A 19422-nucleotide genomic window follows, 5' to 3' on the forward strand; every position below is an offset into this window, starting at 1 on the left:
CATGACGTACCGTGAAAAATCCCTGCACACCGCCGCCGCGCATGCGCGGCATGGCGCGTGGCCGTCCGCAGGGGCGCCGCGATGAGCGCGCTGCGCGATGCGATGAGCCACGCCGCGCTGGGCTGGGTCAAGCCGGAGCTGGACGAGACCCTGCGCCAGGTGCGCGGGGAGATCGAATACTTCGTCGAGGACCCGGCCGACACCAGCCGCATGCGTTTCTGCGCCGGCTACCTGCACCAGGTGCAGGGCACCTTGCGCATGGTCGAGCTGTACGCGCCGGCGATGGTCGCCGAGGAACTGGAACTGCTGGCCATCGCCGTGCAGAACGGCCAGGCGCCCGACCGCGACGAGGCCTGCGCGACGCTGATGCGCGGCACGGTGCTGCTGCCCGACTACCTGGAGCGCCTGCAGGACGGCCACCGCGACATCCCGATCGTGCTGCTGCCGCTGCTCAACGACATCCGCGCCGCGCGCGGCGAACCGGGCCTGAGCGAAGGCGCGCTGTTCGCGCTGTCGCCGGACGCTGCCAGCGCCACCGAGGCCGAGCTCGATCACGCGCGCGGCAGCCTCAGCGGCCGCAACCGCGAACTGCTCGACACCGTCGGCACCGCGATCAAGGAAGAACTGCTGCGGGTCAAGGACGCGCTCGACCTGCACCTGCGCACCGGCGGCGACGTCGCCGCGCTGCAGACCCAGGTGGACGAACTCGGCAACGTCGCCGACACCCTCGGTGTGATGGGCCTGGGCGTGGCCCGCGGCGTGGTGGTGCAGCAGCGCGATTCGCTGCGCAGCATCGTCGACGGCGAGCGCGAGGCCGACGAAGGCCTGCTGCTGGATATCGCCGGCGCGCTGCTGTACGTGGATGCCTCGCTCGACGACCAGGTCGCCTATCTCGGCGCCAGCGCCGGCATCCACGACGACGCCAGCGCCGCCGAGGCGCGGCGCACGGTGGAAGTGCTGGCGCACGAGGCGATCGCCAATTTCGCCGCGGCGCGCGAGCATTTCGTCGCCTTCATCGAGACCAACTGGGACCACGAGCGCCTGAGCGAAGTGCCGCGCCTGCTGGGCGAGGTCGCCGGCGCGCTGCGCATGCTGGAACTGCCGCAGCCGGCCGACTACCTGGAAGGCGTGCGCCGCTACGTCGCCATCGAACTGATCGGCAAGCGCCGCGTGCCCAGCGGACGCCAGCTCGACACGCTGGCCGATGCGATGGCCAGTCTGGAGTACTACCTGGAAGCGCTGCGCGAGCGCCGCCCGGGCCGCGAGGAAATCCTCGACATCACCCGCACCAGCCTGGAAACGCTGCGCTACTGGCCGCTGCCGAGCGATGCGCCGGCGCCGCAGGAGGTGCTGGCAGGGCAGGAGGTGGCAGCCGACGACGGAGCCGCGGCGTCGCTGCTCGAGCCGGATGCCGCGCCGGCCGCCAGCGAAGCGCCGCGCGCGGCCGTCGCGCCGCCGCCGGTGCCGTCCTGGGATCTGGCGCCGGTCGCGGACGCGCCGCTCGCCGCAAGCGTACTGCCCCCGTTGCCGGGCGAGGCGCCGCGGGCGTCGCAGTGGACGTTGGACGACGTCACCGAGACCGCGGGGAACACCGAGGCTGTCGAGCGCGTCGATCGCGCCGACGACGGCGTGCCGTCCGGCATCGCCGCGCACGGTGCAGATGGAGCAGATGCCGTCGGCGCCCCGGCGTCGCCGATCAGTTTCGACCCGGTCGCCGCCGAACAGGACGAATGGTTGGCGGGCTCCGAGCCGCTGCACATCAGCGTCGATACGCTGGCGCTGGAAGGCGATGCGTTCCGGCCGGAGGGCGCAGACGCGTCGGCCGGCGAGTCCGCCGCGCCTGCCGACACGGCGCCCGCGTCCGACGCTGCCGCGCCGGCCGGCTATGGCTTCGACCCGGTGGCCGCCGAGTCCGCCGAGTCCGCATCCGCTGACGATTCCGGCAGCGACGACACGACCCTGCTCATCGTCGACGCGCCGAACGCCGGCTTCGCCGGCACCGCCGACGCCGACGTGCTGGTGATCGAACTGGAAGACGCGCCGGCCTTCGCCGACGCGCCGCTGGCCGCAGCCGACGACGCGCACGGCATCGCCTGGAACGAGACGCCGGCGACCCTGGCCGACGACGACGCGTTCGCCGCCGAACTCGGCGCGCACGCCACCGAACCGTCGTCGGACGATGCCACGTCCGCGAGCGCGGCCGATGCTGCCGCGTCGCCGCACGCGCATGCCGGTGCGGCAGTGCCTGGCGACGCCGATGCCGACATCGACGCCAATACCGATACCGAATCTAGCCCGTTCGTCGACCTGACCTGGCCGGAGCCGTCTCCGGCACCGGAAGCGCCGGTGCCCGGCGTGCACAAGGCCAGCATCCAGCCGATCGAACTGGACGACGCGTCGGCGGCGTTCCTGGCCGAACTCGACGCCGCGGCCGCGCAGTTCAACGTCGCCGCGCCGCCTGCCGCGACCGGCACGGCCGGCGCAACGCAGGGCAGCGACGAACCGGCGCCGCCGGCAAGCGACGCAGGCACAGGCGCCGCGTCTCCCGCGCCCGTCACCATCGACGGCGGCTTCGTCGACGACGGTGGCGAGATCGATGCCGACATCCGCGACGTATTCCTCGAGGAGTTCGACGAGGAACTGGTCAACCTCGGCAGCCTGCTGCCGGCCTGGCGCGCCTCGCCGAGCCACATGGAAAGCCTGCGCCCGATCCGCCGCGTGTTCCACACCCTGAAGGGCAGCGGCCGGCTGGTCGGCGCGCGCGTGCTCGGCGAGTTCAGCTGGAAGATCGAGAGCATGCTCAACCGCGTGCTCGACGGCACCCGCGCGGCCAGTCCGGCGGTGGTGACGATGGTCGAACTGGCCTACGAGGTCCTGCCGCAACTCAACGCCGCGCTGCGCGGGCACGGCGTGATCCACGCCGACCTGGACGCGATGCAGGCGGTCGCCGAGCGCATCGCCGCCGGCGAGGACGCCTACTACTTCGCCGCCGCGCCGACGCCGGCCGCGGCCGCGCCGCGCGCCGGCACCCCGGCCTCGGTGGACAGCGTGCTGCGCGAGATCCTCGAAGCCGAGGTCGGCACCCACCTGGAGACGGTCCGCGACTGGCTGCAGCATGCGCCGCAGCCGGCCACCGAGGCGCTGCTGCGCGCGGTGCACACGATGAGCGGCGCGTTCGCGATGACCGACGTGCCGGAGATCACCGAGGTCACCGGCCCGGCGGAAAACTACGTCAAGCGCCTGCTGGCGGCCGACCTGCCGCCCAGTGCCGATGGCGTCCGCGCGCTCGACGATGCCGCGCACGCGATCGCCGGCACCATCGCGGAACTGCAGGCGCCGTCGCCGGTGATCCCGCCATACACCGAGCTCTCCCAGCGCCTGCGGGCGCTGGTGGCCACGCTGCCGGAAGCGCAGTGGTCCGCGGTCGCGCGCGACGAGGACGAGGGCGAGGACGGGAGCGACGGCCACGCGGCGCCGGCGCAGGCCGACGCGGCGCTGGACCCGACGGCGCTGCAGGCGATCGAACTCACCGCGGCCGACGACCTGTCGGCGTACCTGGGCGACGCCAGGCATCTCGACGCAGCCACGGGCGCGGACCATGCCGCCGCTGCTGTTGCCGACGATGCCGATGCCTCCGTGGCGCAAGCGGCCGATGCGCCACTGGCGCAACCGCCGGTTTCCGACGATGCGCATGCGCCAGCGGCGAGCGACGCCTCTGCCGAAGGCGACGCCTCGGCGACGGCTGTCGTGGACGACGGCAATGCAGCCTTCACCGAGGAAGACCGCGGCGCCAGCGTGGCGGCGGGCGAGGACGAGGCAGAGGAATCGAATGCGGCCGTCGCCGCGCCGGCCGACAGCGACGCCGCGCCTGCCGCGATCGACGCCGACGAACAGGCGCTGCTGGCCCAGGACGGCAAGCTCGACGAACTGACCGTCGATGCGCCGCTGGCCGACGAGCGCGTGCCGACGGACAGCGAACTGCCGCCGCCGGAAGGCGCGGCCGAAGTCCAGGAACCGGACGCGGCAGCCGTCGACGCCGCGGCGCACGACGAATCGCAGCACGACGCGCACGGCCGGGATCGCGACCAGGACGCGTTCGCCGAGCACGAGCACGACCAGGAGCGCGATCCGCAGGGCTATGCGTTCAGCGCCGAGTCCGCGCAGCCGTCCACGCGTTGGCACGGCACCGAACCGGTCTCGGCCAACGACGATGCCGAACCGTCGCTGGCGGCGGACGACGCTGCGGTGCATGCCGATGCCGATGCGCATGGCGCTGCCGCGTCGCAAGCGCAGGGCGACATGGACGCGGCTGCGGACGATGCCGATAGCCATGCCGCCCCGGCCGATGCCGAGACGCATCCGGCCGACGCGGGCGATGGCGCTGCCGACGCTGCGTCGCACGCCCAGGAAGGCGCGGACGCCACGGCCGAATGGCAGCCGGATGGCGCCGCCGACGATATCGACGGTCGCACTGCACACGCCGACGTCGAGACGCCTTCGGCCGATGCTGCTGCGACCGACGCGAGCGAAAGCGCGCCGGCAATGCATGCCGACGCTGCATCGCACACCCAGGACGACGTGGACACTGCAGCCGACCTGCAGCCGGACGCCGCCGCCGATATCGACCGCCATGCCGAACAGGCCGACGCCGATACGCATTCGGCGACCGCCGACGCGACCGACGCGGGCGACCACCTGTTGGCGCCGCATGCCGACGGCGTCGCGCACGCCACGTCCGATGTAGCTGACGCCACGCCTGCCGCCTCGGACGATGCCGAAGTCACTCATCCGACCGACACGGCCGACGCGCCAACGCACGTCGCCGCGCACGAGGACGAAGCCGGTAACGACGCCACGTCGCATGCCCATGACACGCAAGCCGACCAGATCCAGCCGGCCGAACAAGCCGACGCCGGGCAGCCGACGGATGCCGAGCCTGCACACGCGGATGCCGCTGCACTGGAGACCATCGAACCTGCGACGGAGGCCGACCTCGAACCGTCGCATGCAGATGCCGCCGAACTTGCGGACGCCACAACCGGCGACCAACACTACGCCCCCACCGGCGCAGCCGACGCCCCGTCCACCGCCGAACCCGCCCAGCGCGACGCCGTGCCGGCCGACCTGGCCGCGGTCGATCTGGGGCCGCTGGACTTCGCCGACCTGGACCGCGAACTCGTCGACATCTTCGTCGAGGAAGGCAAGGATCTGCTCGACCATTGCGATCGCCTGGTCGCCGAGCTGCGCGTGGCGCCGCAGGACCGCGACGCGCTCGCCGGCCTGCAGCGCGACCTGCACACGCTGAAGGGCGGCGCGCGCATGGCCGGGGTCAACGCGATCGGCGACCTCGGCCACGGCATCGAATCGTTGCTGGAGGCGGTGGCCGCCAACCGCACCGAACTCGACCGCGGCGACGTGCAACTGCTCGAGCGCGGCTTCGACCGCCTGCACCAGTTGCTCACCCTCACCGGCACCCACCGCGCGGTGGCGATGCCGGCCGACCTGATCGGCCGCTTCGACGCGCGCACCCACGGCCGCAGCGTGCAGGTCGATGCCGGCGCCGAGGTCCGTGCCGACGATGCCGACGTGGCGGCGATGATCCAGGCCGCGGTCGATCCGGAATCGGTGCCCGCACCGGAGCCGGCGCCGCTGTCGGCCCCGTTGCCGGTGGACGGCACGCTCGACGAGGAGTCGATGATCGCGCGGCCGATGCAGGAACAGGTGCGCGTACGCGCCGACCTGCTCGATCGCCTGGTCAACCACGCCGGCGAAGTGGCGATCTACCGCTCGCGGCTGGAACAGCAGCTCGGCGCGTTCCGTGGCGCGATGTCCGAACTGGACCGCACCAACGCGCGTCTGCGCGACCAGCTGCGGCGCCTGGACCTGGAAACCGAGGCGCAGATCGTCGCCCGCTACCAGCGCGAACAGGACCAGACCGAGCAGAGCTTCGATCCGCTGGAACTGGACCGCTTCTCCACGCTGCAGCAGCTCAGCCGCGCGCTGAACGAATCGGCGGCCGACCTGGGCGGCCTGCAGGGCGTGCTCGACGACCTGGCGCGGCAGTACGACGGCCTGCTGCAACAGCAGTCGCGGGTGAGTTCGGAACTGCAGGACGGGCTGATGCGCGCGCGCATGGTGCCGTTCGACGGCCTGGTGCCGCGCTTGCGCCGCGTGGTGCGCCAGGCCGCCAGCGAAACCGGCAAGCAGGTGCACCTGACCCTGGAAGGCACCCACGGCGAACTCGACCGCAACGTGCTCGACCGCATGATCGCGCCGCTGGAACACATGCTGCGCAACTCGGTCGCGCACGGCCTGGAAACGCCGGAACAGCGCCGCGCCGCCGGCAAGCCGGAGGAGGGCAGCATCGCCATCCGCCTGCGCCGCGAAGGTTCGGAAATCGTGCTGGAAGTGGCCGACGACGGCGCCGGCCTCAACCGCGACGCGATCCGCCACCGCGCCGAACAGCGCGGGCTGATCGCGATCGGCGCCGCGCTGTCCGAGGAAGAACTGGATTCGCTGATCTTCGCTCCCGGCTTCAGCACCTACGACCAGGTCAGCCAGCTGGCCGGCCGCGGCGTGGGCATGGACGTCGTGCGCAACGAAGTGCGCCAGCTCGGCGGCTCGGTGGATATCCATTCGGTGTGGGGTCAGGGCGTCACCTTCACCCTGCGCCTGCCGCAGACGCTGGCGGTGACCCAGGCGGTGTTCGTGCAGATCGGCGAGACCACCTTCGCCGTGCCGGTGGCCTCGGTCAGCGGCATCGGCCGCATCAGCCGCGAGCGCTTCGAGGCGGCCGACGGCGGCTACCACTACAGCGGCGAGGAATTCGCGCTGCACGACCTCGGCTCGCTGGTCGGCCAGGCCCCGGCGCGCGCCGAAGGCCAGGCGCAGGTGCCGCTGCTGCTGGTGCGCGCCGGCGACCTGCGCGCCGCGGTGGCGATCGACCAGGTGCTCGGCAACCGCGAAATCGTGGTCAAGCCGGTCGGCCTGCAGATCGCCTCGGTGCCCGGCATCTACGGCGCCACCATCACCGGCGACGGCCGCGTGGTGGTGATCCTGGACGTCGCCCCGCTGGTGCGCCGCTACCTGGCGCAGCCGGCGCGGCCGGTGGTGGAAGCGGCGCCGACCGAACAGCGGCGCGTGCCGCTGGTGATGGTGGTCGACGATTCGCTAACCATGCGCAAGGTCACCGGCCGCGTGCTGGAACGCCACAACTTCGACGTGATCGCCGCGCGCGACGGCATCGAGGCGCTGGAGCGCCTCGAAGAGCGCGTGCCCGACCTGATGCTCTTGGATATCGAGATGCCGCGCATGGATGGCTACGAACTGGCGACCGCGATGCGCGCCGACCCCCGCTACAAGGCGGTGCCGATCGTGATGATCACCTCGCGCAGCGGCGAGAAGCACCGCCAGCGCGCCTTCGAGATCGGCGTGCAGCGCTACCTGGGCAAGCCCTATCAAGAGCTGGATTTGATGCGCAACGTGTACGACCTGCTGGGAATCGCCCGTGTTCGCGAATGACGGCACCGCCACCGGCACCCCGGTCGCGCTGCTGGCGCGTCCCGGCCAGGCGCGCGAGCGCCTGCGCGAGGCGCTGCACCAGGTCGGCGCGGCGATCGTGCTCGAGGACGACCCGGCCGCGATCGACGCGCAGACCCTGGCCGATGCCGCGCCCAGCGCGGTGCTGATCGCGCTGGAACCGGCGATCGAGGACGCGCTGGAACGGCTCGACGCAGCGCTGGACCTGCCCGGCATCACCGTGATCTTCGACGAGGCCGACCTGGCCGCGCGCCGCGAGGGCTGGGAAGCGCAACGCTGGGCGCGGCACCTGGCGGCCAAGCTGCAAGGCCACCAGGACGTGCTGCCGCCGGGACGCGAGAACGACACCGGCCTGCAGCCCGAACCCGGCCTGCCGGTAACCCCGGCGCAGCTGCACGAAGGCGCACCGATCGGCTTCCACGTCGAGGAAGCGGCCAGCTTCGCCACCACCGTGCCCGGCGACAGTTTCTACGCCTGGCAGCCGCCGGCCGATGTCGCGCCCGGGTTCGAGGAATTGCAGTTCTCGCGCGACCAGGCCGCGGCGGGCGATGCGGCCGCGCCAGCAACGGCGCCGCAACCGGCGGCCGCGAGCGCAGCGGCGCCGGCCGAACCCGAGCCGGCCAGCGCACCGCCCGCGTTGCCGGCCAGCGCCTGGTCGCTGGTGGACGACGACGCCCCGCTGGCCGTGCAGGCGCGCGCGCCGCTGAGCCAGATGCAGATCTCCACCGAAGGCCTGTCGTTGGTCGCGCTGGATTCCGAAGCGGACGCCGCCACCGATCCTGCAACCGGTCGCGCCACCGCCGCCGCGCAGGGTGCGGTGCTGGTGATGGCCGGCATCGGCGGTCCCGACGCCATCCGCCGCCTGCTCGCCGCATTGCCGCCGGATTTCCCGCAGCCGCTGCTGGTGCAGCTGCGCCTGGACGGCGGCCGCTACGCCAACCTGGTCAAGCAGATCGCGCGCGTGTCCGCGCTGCCGGTGCTGTTGGCCGAAGCCGGCGCGACGGTGGGCGCGGGCAACGTCTACATCCTGCCCGACGACGTCGGCGTGCGCGGCGGCGAAGGCGCCGGCCTGCGCTTCGTCGTCCAGGACGCCGGCGCCTCGGTCGTCGCCGGCCTGCCGGCCGCGCACAGCGCCGTGCTGCTGCTCAGCGGCAGCGACCCGCAACAGGTCGACGACGTGGTGGCACTGGCCGCGCAAGGCGCCTGGGTCGCCGGCCAGACCGGCGACGGCTGCTACGACCCGGTCGCCGGCGCGCACCTGATCGGCCGCGGCCATCCCGGCGGCGACCCCGTGCAGCTGGCGCAAGCCCTGTCCGCGCGATGGAGCGGCTGAGCCGCCACCCGCGCGTTTTTCCCGGTTCCAGGACGACGTAACCCATGAGCAGCAGCTACGCCAGCAACGACGAAATCCGCGGTGTCCTGATCCAGGCCGGCAGCGAGCGCGTCCTGCTGCCCAACGCCACCGTCGCCGAAGTGATGTCGCGCATCCCGGTTGAACCGCTGCCCGACGCCCCGCACTGGCTGCTCGGCCAGATCGCCTGGTACGGCTGGAAAGTCCCACTGCTCTCGTTCGCCCGCCTGACCGGCCTGGGCAGCGAGACCGTCGCCTCCAACAACAAGATCGTCGTGCTGAAGGCGCTGGGCGGCAACCCCGACCTGCCGTACTTCGCGTTGCTGACCCAATCCTTCCCGCAGCTTATTTCCGTGCCGCGCGACGGTTTGCTTGCCGACGCTTCCGAGGAAACCCTGCCGGCTGGCGTGCATATGCGAGTGCTGCTTGGCGAGCAGAGCGCGTTGTTGCCGGATATGGAGGCGATCGAGGGGATGATTTCGGAGCGGTTTTCGGCTGTGAGATGAACTTTCGCCGCCTGACGGTGACATCGCTTCCTCAGCGTGAAGCAAGAAAAATTGATTTGATGGATCGCAAGAAATCCAAAAGGATGTGATGAAAATGACCCTGCTGAAATCGGCTCTTGCACTCTTGCTCGTTGTATTGGCTGCCTGCGGAGTGGCGCCAGCCAGTGCGCAGGATTATTCGCGTTGCGTATATCCAGGTGGCAACGGTGACGATGCCAATTCCACTTGGTGTCCTGACGCAGCCATGGCTGCGTCACAAGCAACCGTTCTTGCGAACGCTGTGCTGCCTTACTTCGATGAGTTGGCCATTCGTTATAAGGGCGAGCTAAATAAGGTGTGCCCGCCAATGCACTTCAGTGGCGAACTCAGTGACTCAGTCGTGGCTTATGTCAAAAGGATTAGTGGAAATTGTAATATTCCTGATGATGGGAAGGGCGTATGGGCGGCGTGGCGAAACTATCCAAAAAAGAGCCAGGCGAATTTAGGTGCGGCATGCTGCAAGCTTCGTGCTGGCAATCCGATCAATTTCGGTACCGGTAACAAGTATCTGGTCGATCATGATTTTTCGACTGCTAGCGGTTTGCAGCTGGATCGGCACTACAACAGCTATGAGTCCTTAGGCCGTATTTCGCTAGGCCTAGGTTGGCACTTGTCCTATGATCGTAGCGTGGAACCTGTAGGCGATTCACTGACAGCTGTGATCGTAACGCGGCAGGATGGAAAACGTCTTAAATTCAAGAAAACGAACGATTTGTGGACTCCTGAGGTCGGTATCAGTGATGCTCTCGTCGAGAAACTCGACAGCACTGGAGAGCGTGCAGGCTTCGTCTTCAAGCCGTCCGATGGTTTTTCCAGTGAGTTTTATGGTTCGTCTGGTGCGCTGGAGCGCATAGAGTGGAATGACGGCCGGCGCGTCTTTTTGCAGTACAGCGATGCTTCCACTCCGGTAGCGATAGCTCCCGCAACTGGTTACTTGATTGGTGTTGTGGACGGCAACGGTCGCAGTCTGGGGCTGGCCTATAGCGAGAATAGGTTGGCGCGTGTGAGTCTCCCCGATGGAGGCGAGCTGCAGTATCAATACGATACGTCCAAGCGGCTCGTTGGGGTAATGTATGCCGATGGCGCTACAAAGGCCTACACTTATAACGAGCAATCCTACACGTCCGGATCCCCGCTGACCGCGGCACTGACCGGTGTCGTGGACGAGCGTGGTGATCGCTATGCGACCTATGTTTACGAAAAATCCGGTCGCGCCATTTCCACGTTCCATGGGCCTGGCTATGAGAAGGTGGATGTCGAATACAGTGGGGATACGTCGGCAACCGTTCATTATCCCACGGGCCTCTCTACAACTTTTCAGTTTGCTTTTCCCGCTGGCATTGTCCGTTTCGAGGCTGGCTCCGGGTTCTGTATCGGTTGCGGGAACGAATTCAAATCGGAAACCTACGATGCCAACGGCTTCCCCGACCAATTGGTTGGGCAGGACGGCTTGACCGTTGACCGTGATTACAATGCTCGAGGGCTGCTTGTCCAGCAGATAGAAGCCGATGCCACGTCGAGCAAGCGCAGCGTCCAGACCGATTGGCACGCCAGTATGCGCCTGCCGGTCGCGCGACGTAGCTATGATGCGAGCAGCGCACTCGTTGCCAGTTCCTCATGGACCTACAATGCGCGTGGGCAAACGCTGACTTCGACTAGGGTCGACCCAGCTGCTAGTGTCGCGCGTGCGACAACCACGACGTATTGCGAGCAGCAGGATATCGACGCAGCTCGCTGCCCGATGTTGGGATTGATTACTTCGATCAATGGCGCGCGCACTGATCTAAGTGATGTTTCCATTTTTGCTTACTATGCAAGCGACGATACCAATTGCGTCACATCCTTCGCTGCTTGCCCGCACCGCAAGGGCGATCTGTGGAAAGTCACCAATGCCCTGGGCCAAGTGACCGAGTACCTGTCCTACGACGGTGCCGGCCGCGTGCTGTCGGTGAAGGACGCCAACGGCCTCATCACCGACTTCACCTACCACGCGCGCGGCTGGCTCACCGCCAGCAAGGTCCGCGGTGCCGACGACACTAGCGAAAGCGACGACCGCATCACCCTGATCGACTATTGGCCGACCGGTCTGGTCAAGCAGGTCACCCAGCCGGACGGCGCGTTCACCGCCTTCACCTACGATGCGGCGCACCGCCTGACCGACATCACCGACAACGCTGGCAACACGCTGCACTACACGCTGGACAATGCCGGCAATCGGATCAAGGAAGACACCAAGGACGCATCGGGCGCGCTCAAGCGCACGCTGTCGCGTGTCTACAACCAGCTTGGCCAGCTGGCCACGCAGGCCACCGCCGGTGGCGACCCGACCGACTTCGGCTACGACGCCAACGGCAATACCGAAACGGTGACCGACGCACTCGGCCACGTCACCCAGAACGACTACGACCCGCTCAACCGCCTGGCGCGCACGCTGCAGGACGTGGGCGGCATCAATGCCGAAACCAAGTTCAGCTACGACGCGCTCGACAACCTGACCAAGGTCACCGATCCGAAGGGCCTGGATACCACCTACACCTACAACGGCCTCGGCGATCTGACCAAGCTGACCAGCCCGGACACCGGCGTCACCACGTACACCTACGATAGCGCCGGCAACCGCGCCACGCAGATCGACGCGCGCAACGTCAAGACGACCTACAGCTATGACGCGCTGAACCGGCTGACCAAGGTCGCGTATCCGACCACCAGCCTCAACGTCACCTATACCTACGACGTGAGCCCGACCGTCTGCGCCAGCGGCGAGACCTACGCGGTCGGCCGCCTGGCACGGATGCAGGACACCACCGGCACCACCGAGTATTGCTACGACCGTTTCGGCGATCTGGTCCGCAAGGTGCAGACCACCAACGGCAAGGTGTTCGTGCTGCGCTACGCCTACACCAAGGCGGGCCAGCTCAGCCGGCTGACCTATCCCGACGGCGCGGCAGTGGACTATGTGCGCAATGCCCAGGGCCAGACCACCGAAGTCGCCGTGACCCCGGCCGGCGGCACGCGGCAGGTGTTGCTGAGCAACGCGACCTACTACCCGTTCGGCCCGGTGGCGAGTTGGTCCTATGGCAACGGCCGCCCAATGCAGCGCGTACTGGACCAGGACTACCGTCCGCTGGCAGTCAGCGACACCCGCACTGATGGCCTGAGCACCGGCTTCGCCTTCGACCCGGCCGGCAACCTCAGCGCCCTGACCGCTGCAGGCAACACTGCCCCGGTGGTCAGCCTGGACTACGACGCGCTAGGCCGCCTGACCGCGTTCAAGGACGGCCCGACCGGCACGGTGATCGATGGCTACAGCTACGACGCTACTGGTAACCGGCTCAGCGCCAAGGTCAACACCACGACGCAGACGTACACCTATCCCACCAGCAGCCACCGCCTGGACGCAGTGGCCGGCGCTGTCCGCACCTACGACGCGATCGGCAATACGTTGTCGATCGGCGGCACCGCGCAGGAGTTCGTGTACGACGCCAACGGCCGCATGGGCCAAGCCAAGCGCGCGGGCACGGTGGTGATGAAGTACAGCTACAACGGCCGCGGCGAGCAGGTGCGGCGGGTCGGCAAGACCAACACCTACACGCTATACGACGAGAGCGGCCATTGGCTGGGCGACTACGACATCAACGGCGCCGCGCTGCAGCAGGCGATCTGGCTGGACGACCTGCCGGTAGGCGTGCTGGCCAAGAACAGCCTGCGCTACGTGCAGCCGGATCACCTGGGAACCCCACGTGCAGTGATCGACCCGGTGCGCGACGTAGCGATCTGGAAGTGGGACTTGAAGGGTGAAGCCTTCGGCAACACCCCGCCGGACCAGGACCCGGACAAGGACGGCATCGCGTTCGTGTTCGACATGCGCTTCCCGGGTCAGCGCTACGATGCGGCGACGGGGCTCAACCAGAATTACTTCCGGGATTATGAGCCGGGAATTGGGCGATATGGGCAGAGTGATTTAGTTGGTTTGTCAGGTGGCATCAGTACATACAGTTATGTGTTCTCGAGACCGTTCGAAATGCATGATGTATCAGGCTTGGTAGCAGTGCCAATGTCCATCCCTGGGATCCCACCTCCGCATCCTCTAGTCTGGGCTGCTCTAGCAGGCTTTGCTATTGGGGAAGGATTTAATTATGGCTACGAATATCTGTCGGGAGGTAGTCCGGGGACTGATCTTTATGACTGGACTCATCCGCAATATTCGCAGCCTTTTGACGAATCATCAGGTATAGCTGATATTCCTGCTTCAAGAGCGGTTCCTGTTCCTTATCCTGATAGATTTCGGGGTGGCTTTAGTTGCATCTGTCGAGCAAATCGGGATGGCAGGAGCGCGGATAATTGCTCCAACGATAATCAGCAGTCTGCAATGGGCTATGGCCAAGGCGCTACATTGTCTGAGGCAAAAAAAATGGCTGAAAAAAACGCTAAAGATAATCTTGGCGCAAAATCAACTCATCATGTCCAATGTCGTTGCACCGGGCCTAAGGGGGATAGGATTATTCCGCATGGATAAGAATAGCCAACAATTGCTGCTGGCGGATGCTAGGCAGCTTATTGAGCGAGGTGAGTATTCTGATGCTTATGAAAAACTCGCTGATCTCGTAGTTGAAGAGAATCCTGAAGCTTTATTTTTATGCTCTACTTTTAGTTCTTCGCCTGATGAGAGTGACAGAAGTTTTGAAATAAGAAGTTTTAATTTTTTGTCAAAATCGGCAGAGCTTGGCTTCGCTCCCGCAATGTATGCTCTTGCTTTATGTTACGCCAATGGTGACTTGGTTGATCAGTCTGATGAGCGGGCCGCTTATTGGTGCAAGGCTGCTGCCGAAGGTGGAAGCGATTCTGCAAAGCTTTACTATGCGACTGCTCTATTGGATGGCTTAGGTGTGCCTAGAAATGTTGATGCCGGACTGAGACTAATACAGGAGCTTTTGGATTCTGGAAATGTCGCAGCAGGGGAAATGCTTCCCGAGATCAATGAGCGTTTTCCGGGTGTGCTAAGAAGAAATTTCATCGGCTCAAGACCTCGCAAGCCATAGGGGCTTAAGTTGGGGCGGATCAGGTAGCGTGGCAGGTGCTGTAGCACGGTGGCGCGGCGCTGGATGCTTGGGTGCGAGTACCGCTGGAGGTCGAGCCCAAAAAGTCGACGATAGGGCGGGCGGCTAGCGCTTGGCCCTGATCGGGGTGCCACGAGGCCTGCTCGCCGACGCCTCCGAAGAGGCCGACCCCGTCCGCCGGTATGCACATGCACATGCTGCTGGGCGAGCAGAGCACACGCTGCTGCCTAATATGGAGGGTGATCGAAGACATGATTTCGGAGCGGCTTCAACTGTTGGTCGACCGAGCTTTAGTTCTGAACAAAAACGAGTCGCAGCTGTACATCAAGTCAGCCCGCATTGATGCCAGGACTGTGGTGGAGTGCGCTGATTTGGTTGACAATAGGGAGGCGCGCTACATGTGTCGGCATATTTCTTTTAGCTCAGTCGCTGCATCTGGGAATCGATAGATTATTCATCGGTGGAGTAAATGGAACGTTTCTTTATGTCGGCTAACAGCGTCAGGTCTTTGTGCTGTTTTCTGGGGTTTTTTTGTTTGGCGTGCTTGACGCTAGGCAATACAGCTCTGGCGGCGGGGTCGGCACGTCAGCAGAATCCTGCATGCGGCTACGATTCCTGCGATGAGGCTTCTGCGTATGCGGAGTGTAGCGACGAACTCTCCTTGGCCAAGAAGGATCCAGGGCTGCAGCCCTGGGCGCAAGGTCTGATCTGCTATAACGGCCATGGGCGTAACTCTTACAATATTGTTCACTCGGATCCGTTGGGGCTCGATGCGGGACTTAACGACTATCAAAATGGATTCCCTTATGTGACGGGAGCCGCGTTGCTCAATCCCGGGTCGGCCCTGGGTGTGCCTCGCTGTAGGGAGCAGTGCTTCGGCGATCCGATCAATGCAGGTATCGGCAATAAGTTCGAGACGCATGTCGAGTACCGGGGGGAAGGAGTTTTCCCGCTGTCCTTGGCGTTGACCTACAACAGCTCGCGCAGGATTAGCTATTATCCTGACCAGTTGAACGTGTTTGGCCGAAATCGTACACATAGTTATTTGCGCCGCATCAACTATTTCGATACGTCTTCTGGTCCTGTCGTCTATGTTTCGCGCCCCGACGGCGAGGCGCTGCGCTTCACCCAATCCAGCTCGGGCTGGGCGCCGGACGTGCCGGGCGACGGGCAGCTTTCCATGTCATTGGATGGCGGAGGAGCCATCGCGGGTTGGCAGTTGCGTGAAAACAAGGGAGGCGTAGAGATTTTTGATGCAGAGGGGCAATTGTCTGAAATCCATGATGCATCCGGATTTAGGCAGGTGCTCGCTTACGATGACGCGGGACGCCTTGCCGCTGTAAGGGACGTCGTCGGTCGAGCAATGCGATTCGAATACGGTGACGACGGGTTGGTCGAGAGCGTGTGGTTGCCTGATGGGCGGCAGCTGAGCTTTTACTACACGGAGAGCAAAGATCTCGAGCGGGTAAGCTATCCGGATGGGCACGAAGTAAAGTATCTGTACGACGAGCCCGACCATGTCAGTGGCTACGCACCGGCTGGAATGTATACGGGGTTCATCGACGAGCAGCAGCAACGTTACTCGACGACCATTTATGCGAAGTCGCTGTACGGAAGCGACGCGAAGGCGCTAGGAACCTATCTTGGCGACGCCGTGGATCGATACATGGCGGACTATACCTTCGCCGGTGGCGAAACCTATGCGACTGCTGCGGCCATCACCTCCAGCCTGGGTAGTGTCAAGACGATCGATTTCGCCTTGGTCGACGGCATCGTGACGCCGGTATCGATCGTAAAGTCGTGTGACAACTGCGCGTCGCAAGAGGTGTCTTATGAGTATGCTGCCGATGGGCAGGTCTCCAGCAGCACGACATCCGGCGTCACCACGAGTTATGTCCATAACGCCAGAGGGTTGTTGGACTCTCGTGTAGACGCATCCAATGATGCAGCGGGCAATAAACGGACCACTCAGGCCGATTGGCATCCGGATTTCCCCTTCCCGCTGGAGCGCCGAATCTACAATGCGGCGGGTGCGTTGACCGAGAAGTCAACATGGTCCTACAACGCTCGCGGCCAAGCGCTGACGGCGTCCCGCACCGATCCGGCTGCCGGCACGAACCGTACATCTACTACGGCGTACTGCGAACAGGCCGATGTCGATGCGGGCGCTTGCCCGTTGCTGGGTTTAGTGACCTCGATCGACGGTCCGCGTACCGATGTCACGGATCGTCTCTCCTATACGTACTACGCTGCCGACGATGGCACCTGCGCCAGCGCTCCGACCACCTGCCCGCACCGCAAAGGCGACCTGTGGACAGTTACCAACGCCTTGGGCCAAGTGACCGAGTACCTGTCCTACGACGGTGCCGGCCGCGTGCTGTCGGTGAAGGACGCCAACGGCCTCATCACCGACTTCACCTACCACGCACGCGGCTGGCTGACCGCCAGCAAGGTCCGCGGTGCCGACGGCACTAGCGAAAGCGACGACCGCATCACCCTGATCGACTATTGGCCGACCGGTCTGGTCAAGCAGGTCACCCAGCCGGACGGCGCGTTCACCGCCTTCACCTACGATGCGGCGCACCGCCTGACCGACATCGCCGACAACGCTGGCAACACGCTGCACTACACGCTGGACAATGCCGGCAATCGGATCAAGGAAGACACCAAGGACGCATCGGGCGCGCTCAAGCGCACGCTGTCGCGTGTCTACAACCAGCTTGGCCAGCTGGCCACGCAGGCCACCGCCGGTGGCGACCCGACCGACTTCGGCTACGACGCCAACGGCAATACCGAAACGGTGACCGACGCACTCGGCCACGTCACCCAGAACGACTACGACCCGCTCAACCGCCTGGCGCGCACGCTGCAGGACGTGGGCGGCATCAATGCCGAAACCAAGTTCGGCTACGACGCGCTCGACAACCTGACCAAGGTCACCGACCCGAAGGGCCTGGATACCACCTACACCTACAACGGCCTCGGCGATCTGACCACGCTGACCAGCCCGGACACCGGCGTCACCACGTACACCTACGACAGCGCCGGCAACCGCGCCACGCAGATCGACGCGCGCAACGTCAAGACGACCTACAGCTATGACGCGCTGAACCGTCTGACCAAGGTCGCGTATCCGACCACCAGCCTCAACGTCACCTATACCTACGACGTGAGCCCGACCGTCTGCGCCAGCGGCGAGACCTACGCGGTCGGCCGCCTGGCACGGATGCAGGACACCACCGGCACCACCGAGTATTGCTACGACCGTTTCGGCGATCTGGTCCGCAAGGTCCAGACCACCAACGGCAAGGTGTTCGTACTGCGCTACGCCTACACCAAGGCGGGCCAGCTCAGCCGGCTGACCTATCCTGACGGCGCGGCAGTGGACTATGTGCGCAATGCCCAGGGCCAGACCACCGAAGTCGCCGTGACCCCGGCCGGCGGCACGCGGCAGGTGTTGCTGAGCAACGCGACCTACTACCCGTTCGGCCCGGTGGCGAGTTGGTCCTATGGCAACGGCCGCCCGATGCAGCGCGTACTGGACCAGGACTACCGTCCGCTGGCAGTCAGCGACACCCGCACTGATGGCCTGAGCACAGGCTTTGCCTTCGACCCGGCCGGCAACCTCAGCGCGCTGACCGCTGCAGGCAACACTGCCCCGGTGGTCAGCCTGGACTACGACGCGCTGGGCCGTCTGACCGCGTTCAAGGACGGCCCGACCGGCACGGTGATCGATGGCTACAGCTACGACGCCACCGGCAACCGGCTCAGCGCCAAGGTCAACACCACGACGCAGACGTACACCTATCCCACCAGCAGCCACCGCCTGGACGCAGTGGCCGGCACTGTCCGCACCTACGACGCGATCGGCAATACGTTGTCGATCGGTGGCACCGCGCAGGAGTTCGTGTACGACGCCAACGGCCGCATGGGCCAAGCCAAGCGCGCGGGCACGGTGGTGATGAAGTACAGCTATAACGGCCGCGGCGAGCAAGTGCGGCGGGTGGGCAAGACCAACACCTACACGCTGTACGACGAGAGCGGACACTGGCTGGGCGACTACGACATCAACGGCGCCCCGCTGCAGCAGGCGATCTGGCTGGACGACCTGCCGGTGGGCGTGCTGGCGAAGAATAACCTGCGCTACGTGCAGCCGGACCACCTGGGCACTCCGCGCGCGGTGATCGATCCGGTGCGCGACGTGACGATCTGGAAGTGGGATCTGAAGGGCGAGGCGTTCGGCAACACCTCGCCGGATCAAGACCCGGACAAGGACGGCACTGCGTTCGTTTTCGATATGCGTTTCCCCGGGCAGCGCTACGATGCGGCGACAGGGCTTAATCAAAATTACCAACGCGAATATGAGTCGCTAACAGGAAGGTATAGCCAGGCTGACCCTATTGGATTAAAGGGTGGCCTAAGTACTTATCGTTATGTCTATGCCAGTCCATTCTTATACATGGATCCAGAGGGGCTGATGTGCGTGCCATTAATTACAATTAATACTGGAAGCGAGCGGCGCATGAAAAGCCGTGAGCTTATTAATGATTCTGGATGGTCTTTGAGCAGAGTTTCGGTTGATCCTCCAGCGCCTGGTACCCCAATGATGGGTCGTGCTCACGCCAGCCAAGGTGGCGGCTGGGCAAGGATGATACTTGGCGGTGAATCTGGAGACTGCTGGGCTAAAAAAGTGAAGTCTTATAAAGAAGAATATGAGGAAAAAAATAGCTTTTATACGCTAGAATTTTGTACTGATGAAGATTGTGACGCTAAAAGATCCTACCTCCGTGGGCGGAGTGGGGTGGGTGATATTAATATGTATTCGTCAATGAGTGACGATATTGAATTCACTACTGGCAGAGCATCAGGACAGATACTTCTTTTCAAGTGTTTAGAATGGCTCAAGACTTTGCGATAGAGGGTGCGGGTC

The 19422-nt window shown here is 65.1% G+C and carries 6 protein-coding genes; all 6 read left to right on the forward strand.

The window, feature by feature from the left end; translation table 11 throughout:
• Positions 1 to 81: 81 nt before the first annotated feature.
• The 6 genes from OCJ37_RS05730 to OCJ37_RS05755 all read left to right on the forward strand — a co-directional run bounded on the left by OCJ37_RS05730 (position 82) and on the right by OCJ37_RS05755 (position 19410).
• The gene (locus tag OCJ37_RS05730) at positions 82 to 7521 is read left to right on the forward strand and encodes an Hpt domain-containing protein (RefSeq protein ID WP_263112718.1); all 7440 of its coding nucleotides are present in this window, start codon (positions 82 to 84) and stop codon (positions 7519 to 7521) included.
• Positions 7508 to 8872, forward strand: coding sequence for a chemotaxis protein CheB (locus tag OCJ37_RS05735; RefSeq protein WP_263112719.1), 1365 nt, complete (start codon positions 7508 to 7510; stop codon positions 8870 to 8872). The genes OCJ37_RS05730 and OCJ37_RS05735 overlap by 14 nt, the downstream gene beginning before the upstream one ends.
• 44 nt (positions 8873 to 8916) lie before the next feature.
• Positions 8917 to 9396 (forward strand): chemotaxis protein CheW, encoded by a 480-nt coding sequence (locus tag OCJ37_RS05740; RefSeq protein WP_263112720.1) that lies wholly within the window; start codon positions 8917 to 8919, stop codon positions 9394 to 9396.
• 94 nt (positions 9397 to 9490) lie between these two features.
• On the forward strand, positions 9491 to 13951 hold the full coding sequence (locus tag OCJ37_RS05745; RefSeq protein ID WP_263112721.1) for an RHS repeat-associated core domain-containing protein: 4461 nt from the start codon (positions 9491 to 9493) through the stop codon (positions 13949 to 13951).
• Positions 13944 to 14474, forward strand: a complete 531-nt coding sequence (locus OCJ37_RS05750) for a tetratricopeptide repeat protein (protein ID WP_263112722.1) — start codon at positions 13944 to 13946, stop codon at positions 14472 to 14474. The genes OCJ37_RS05745 and OCJ37_RS05750 overlap by 8 nt, the downstream gene beginning before the upstream one ends.
• 679 nt (positions 14475 to 15153) lie before the next feature.
• Positions 15154 to 19410, forward strand: coding sequence for an RHS repeat-associated core domain-containing protein (locus OCJ37_RS05755; RefSeq protein WP_263112723.1), 4257 nt, complete (start codon positions 15154 to 15156; stop codon positions 19408 to 19410).
• The last annotated feature ends 12 nt before the right edge of the window (positions 19411 to 19422 follow it).

Origin of the sequence: Xanthomonas sp. AM6 (assembly GCF_025665335.1) — a bacterium.
Lineage (GTDB): Bacteria > Pseudomonadota > Gammaproteobacteria > Xanthomonadales > Xanthomonadaceae > Xanthomonas_A.

Excerpts from the sequence above, each read along its gene's own strand:
- OCJ37_RS05730 (WP_263112718.1), top strand. The coding sequence starts at position 82 with ATGAGCGCGCTGCGCGATGCGATGAGCCACGCCGCGCTGGGCTGGGTC.
- OCJ37_RS05740 (WP_263112720.1), top strand. The coding sequence starts at position 8,917 with ATGAGCAGCAGCTACGCCAGCAACGACGAAATCCGCGGTGTCCTGATC.
- OCJ37_RS05745 (WP_263112721.1), top strand. The coding sequence starts at position 9,491 with ATGACCCTGCTGAAATCGGCTCTTGCACTCTTGCTCGTTGTATTGGCT.
- OCJ37_RS05750 (WP_263112722.1), top strand. The coding sequence starts at position 13,944 with ATGGATAAGAATAGCCAACAATTGCTGCTGGCGGATGCTAGGCAGCTT.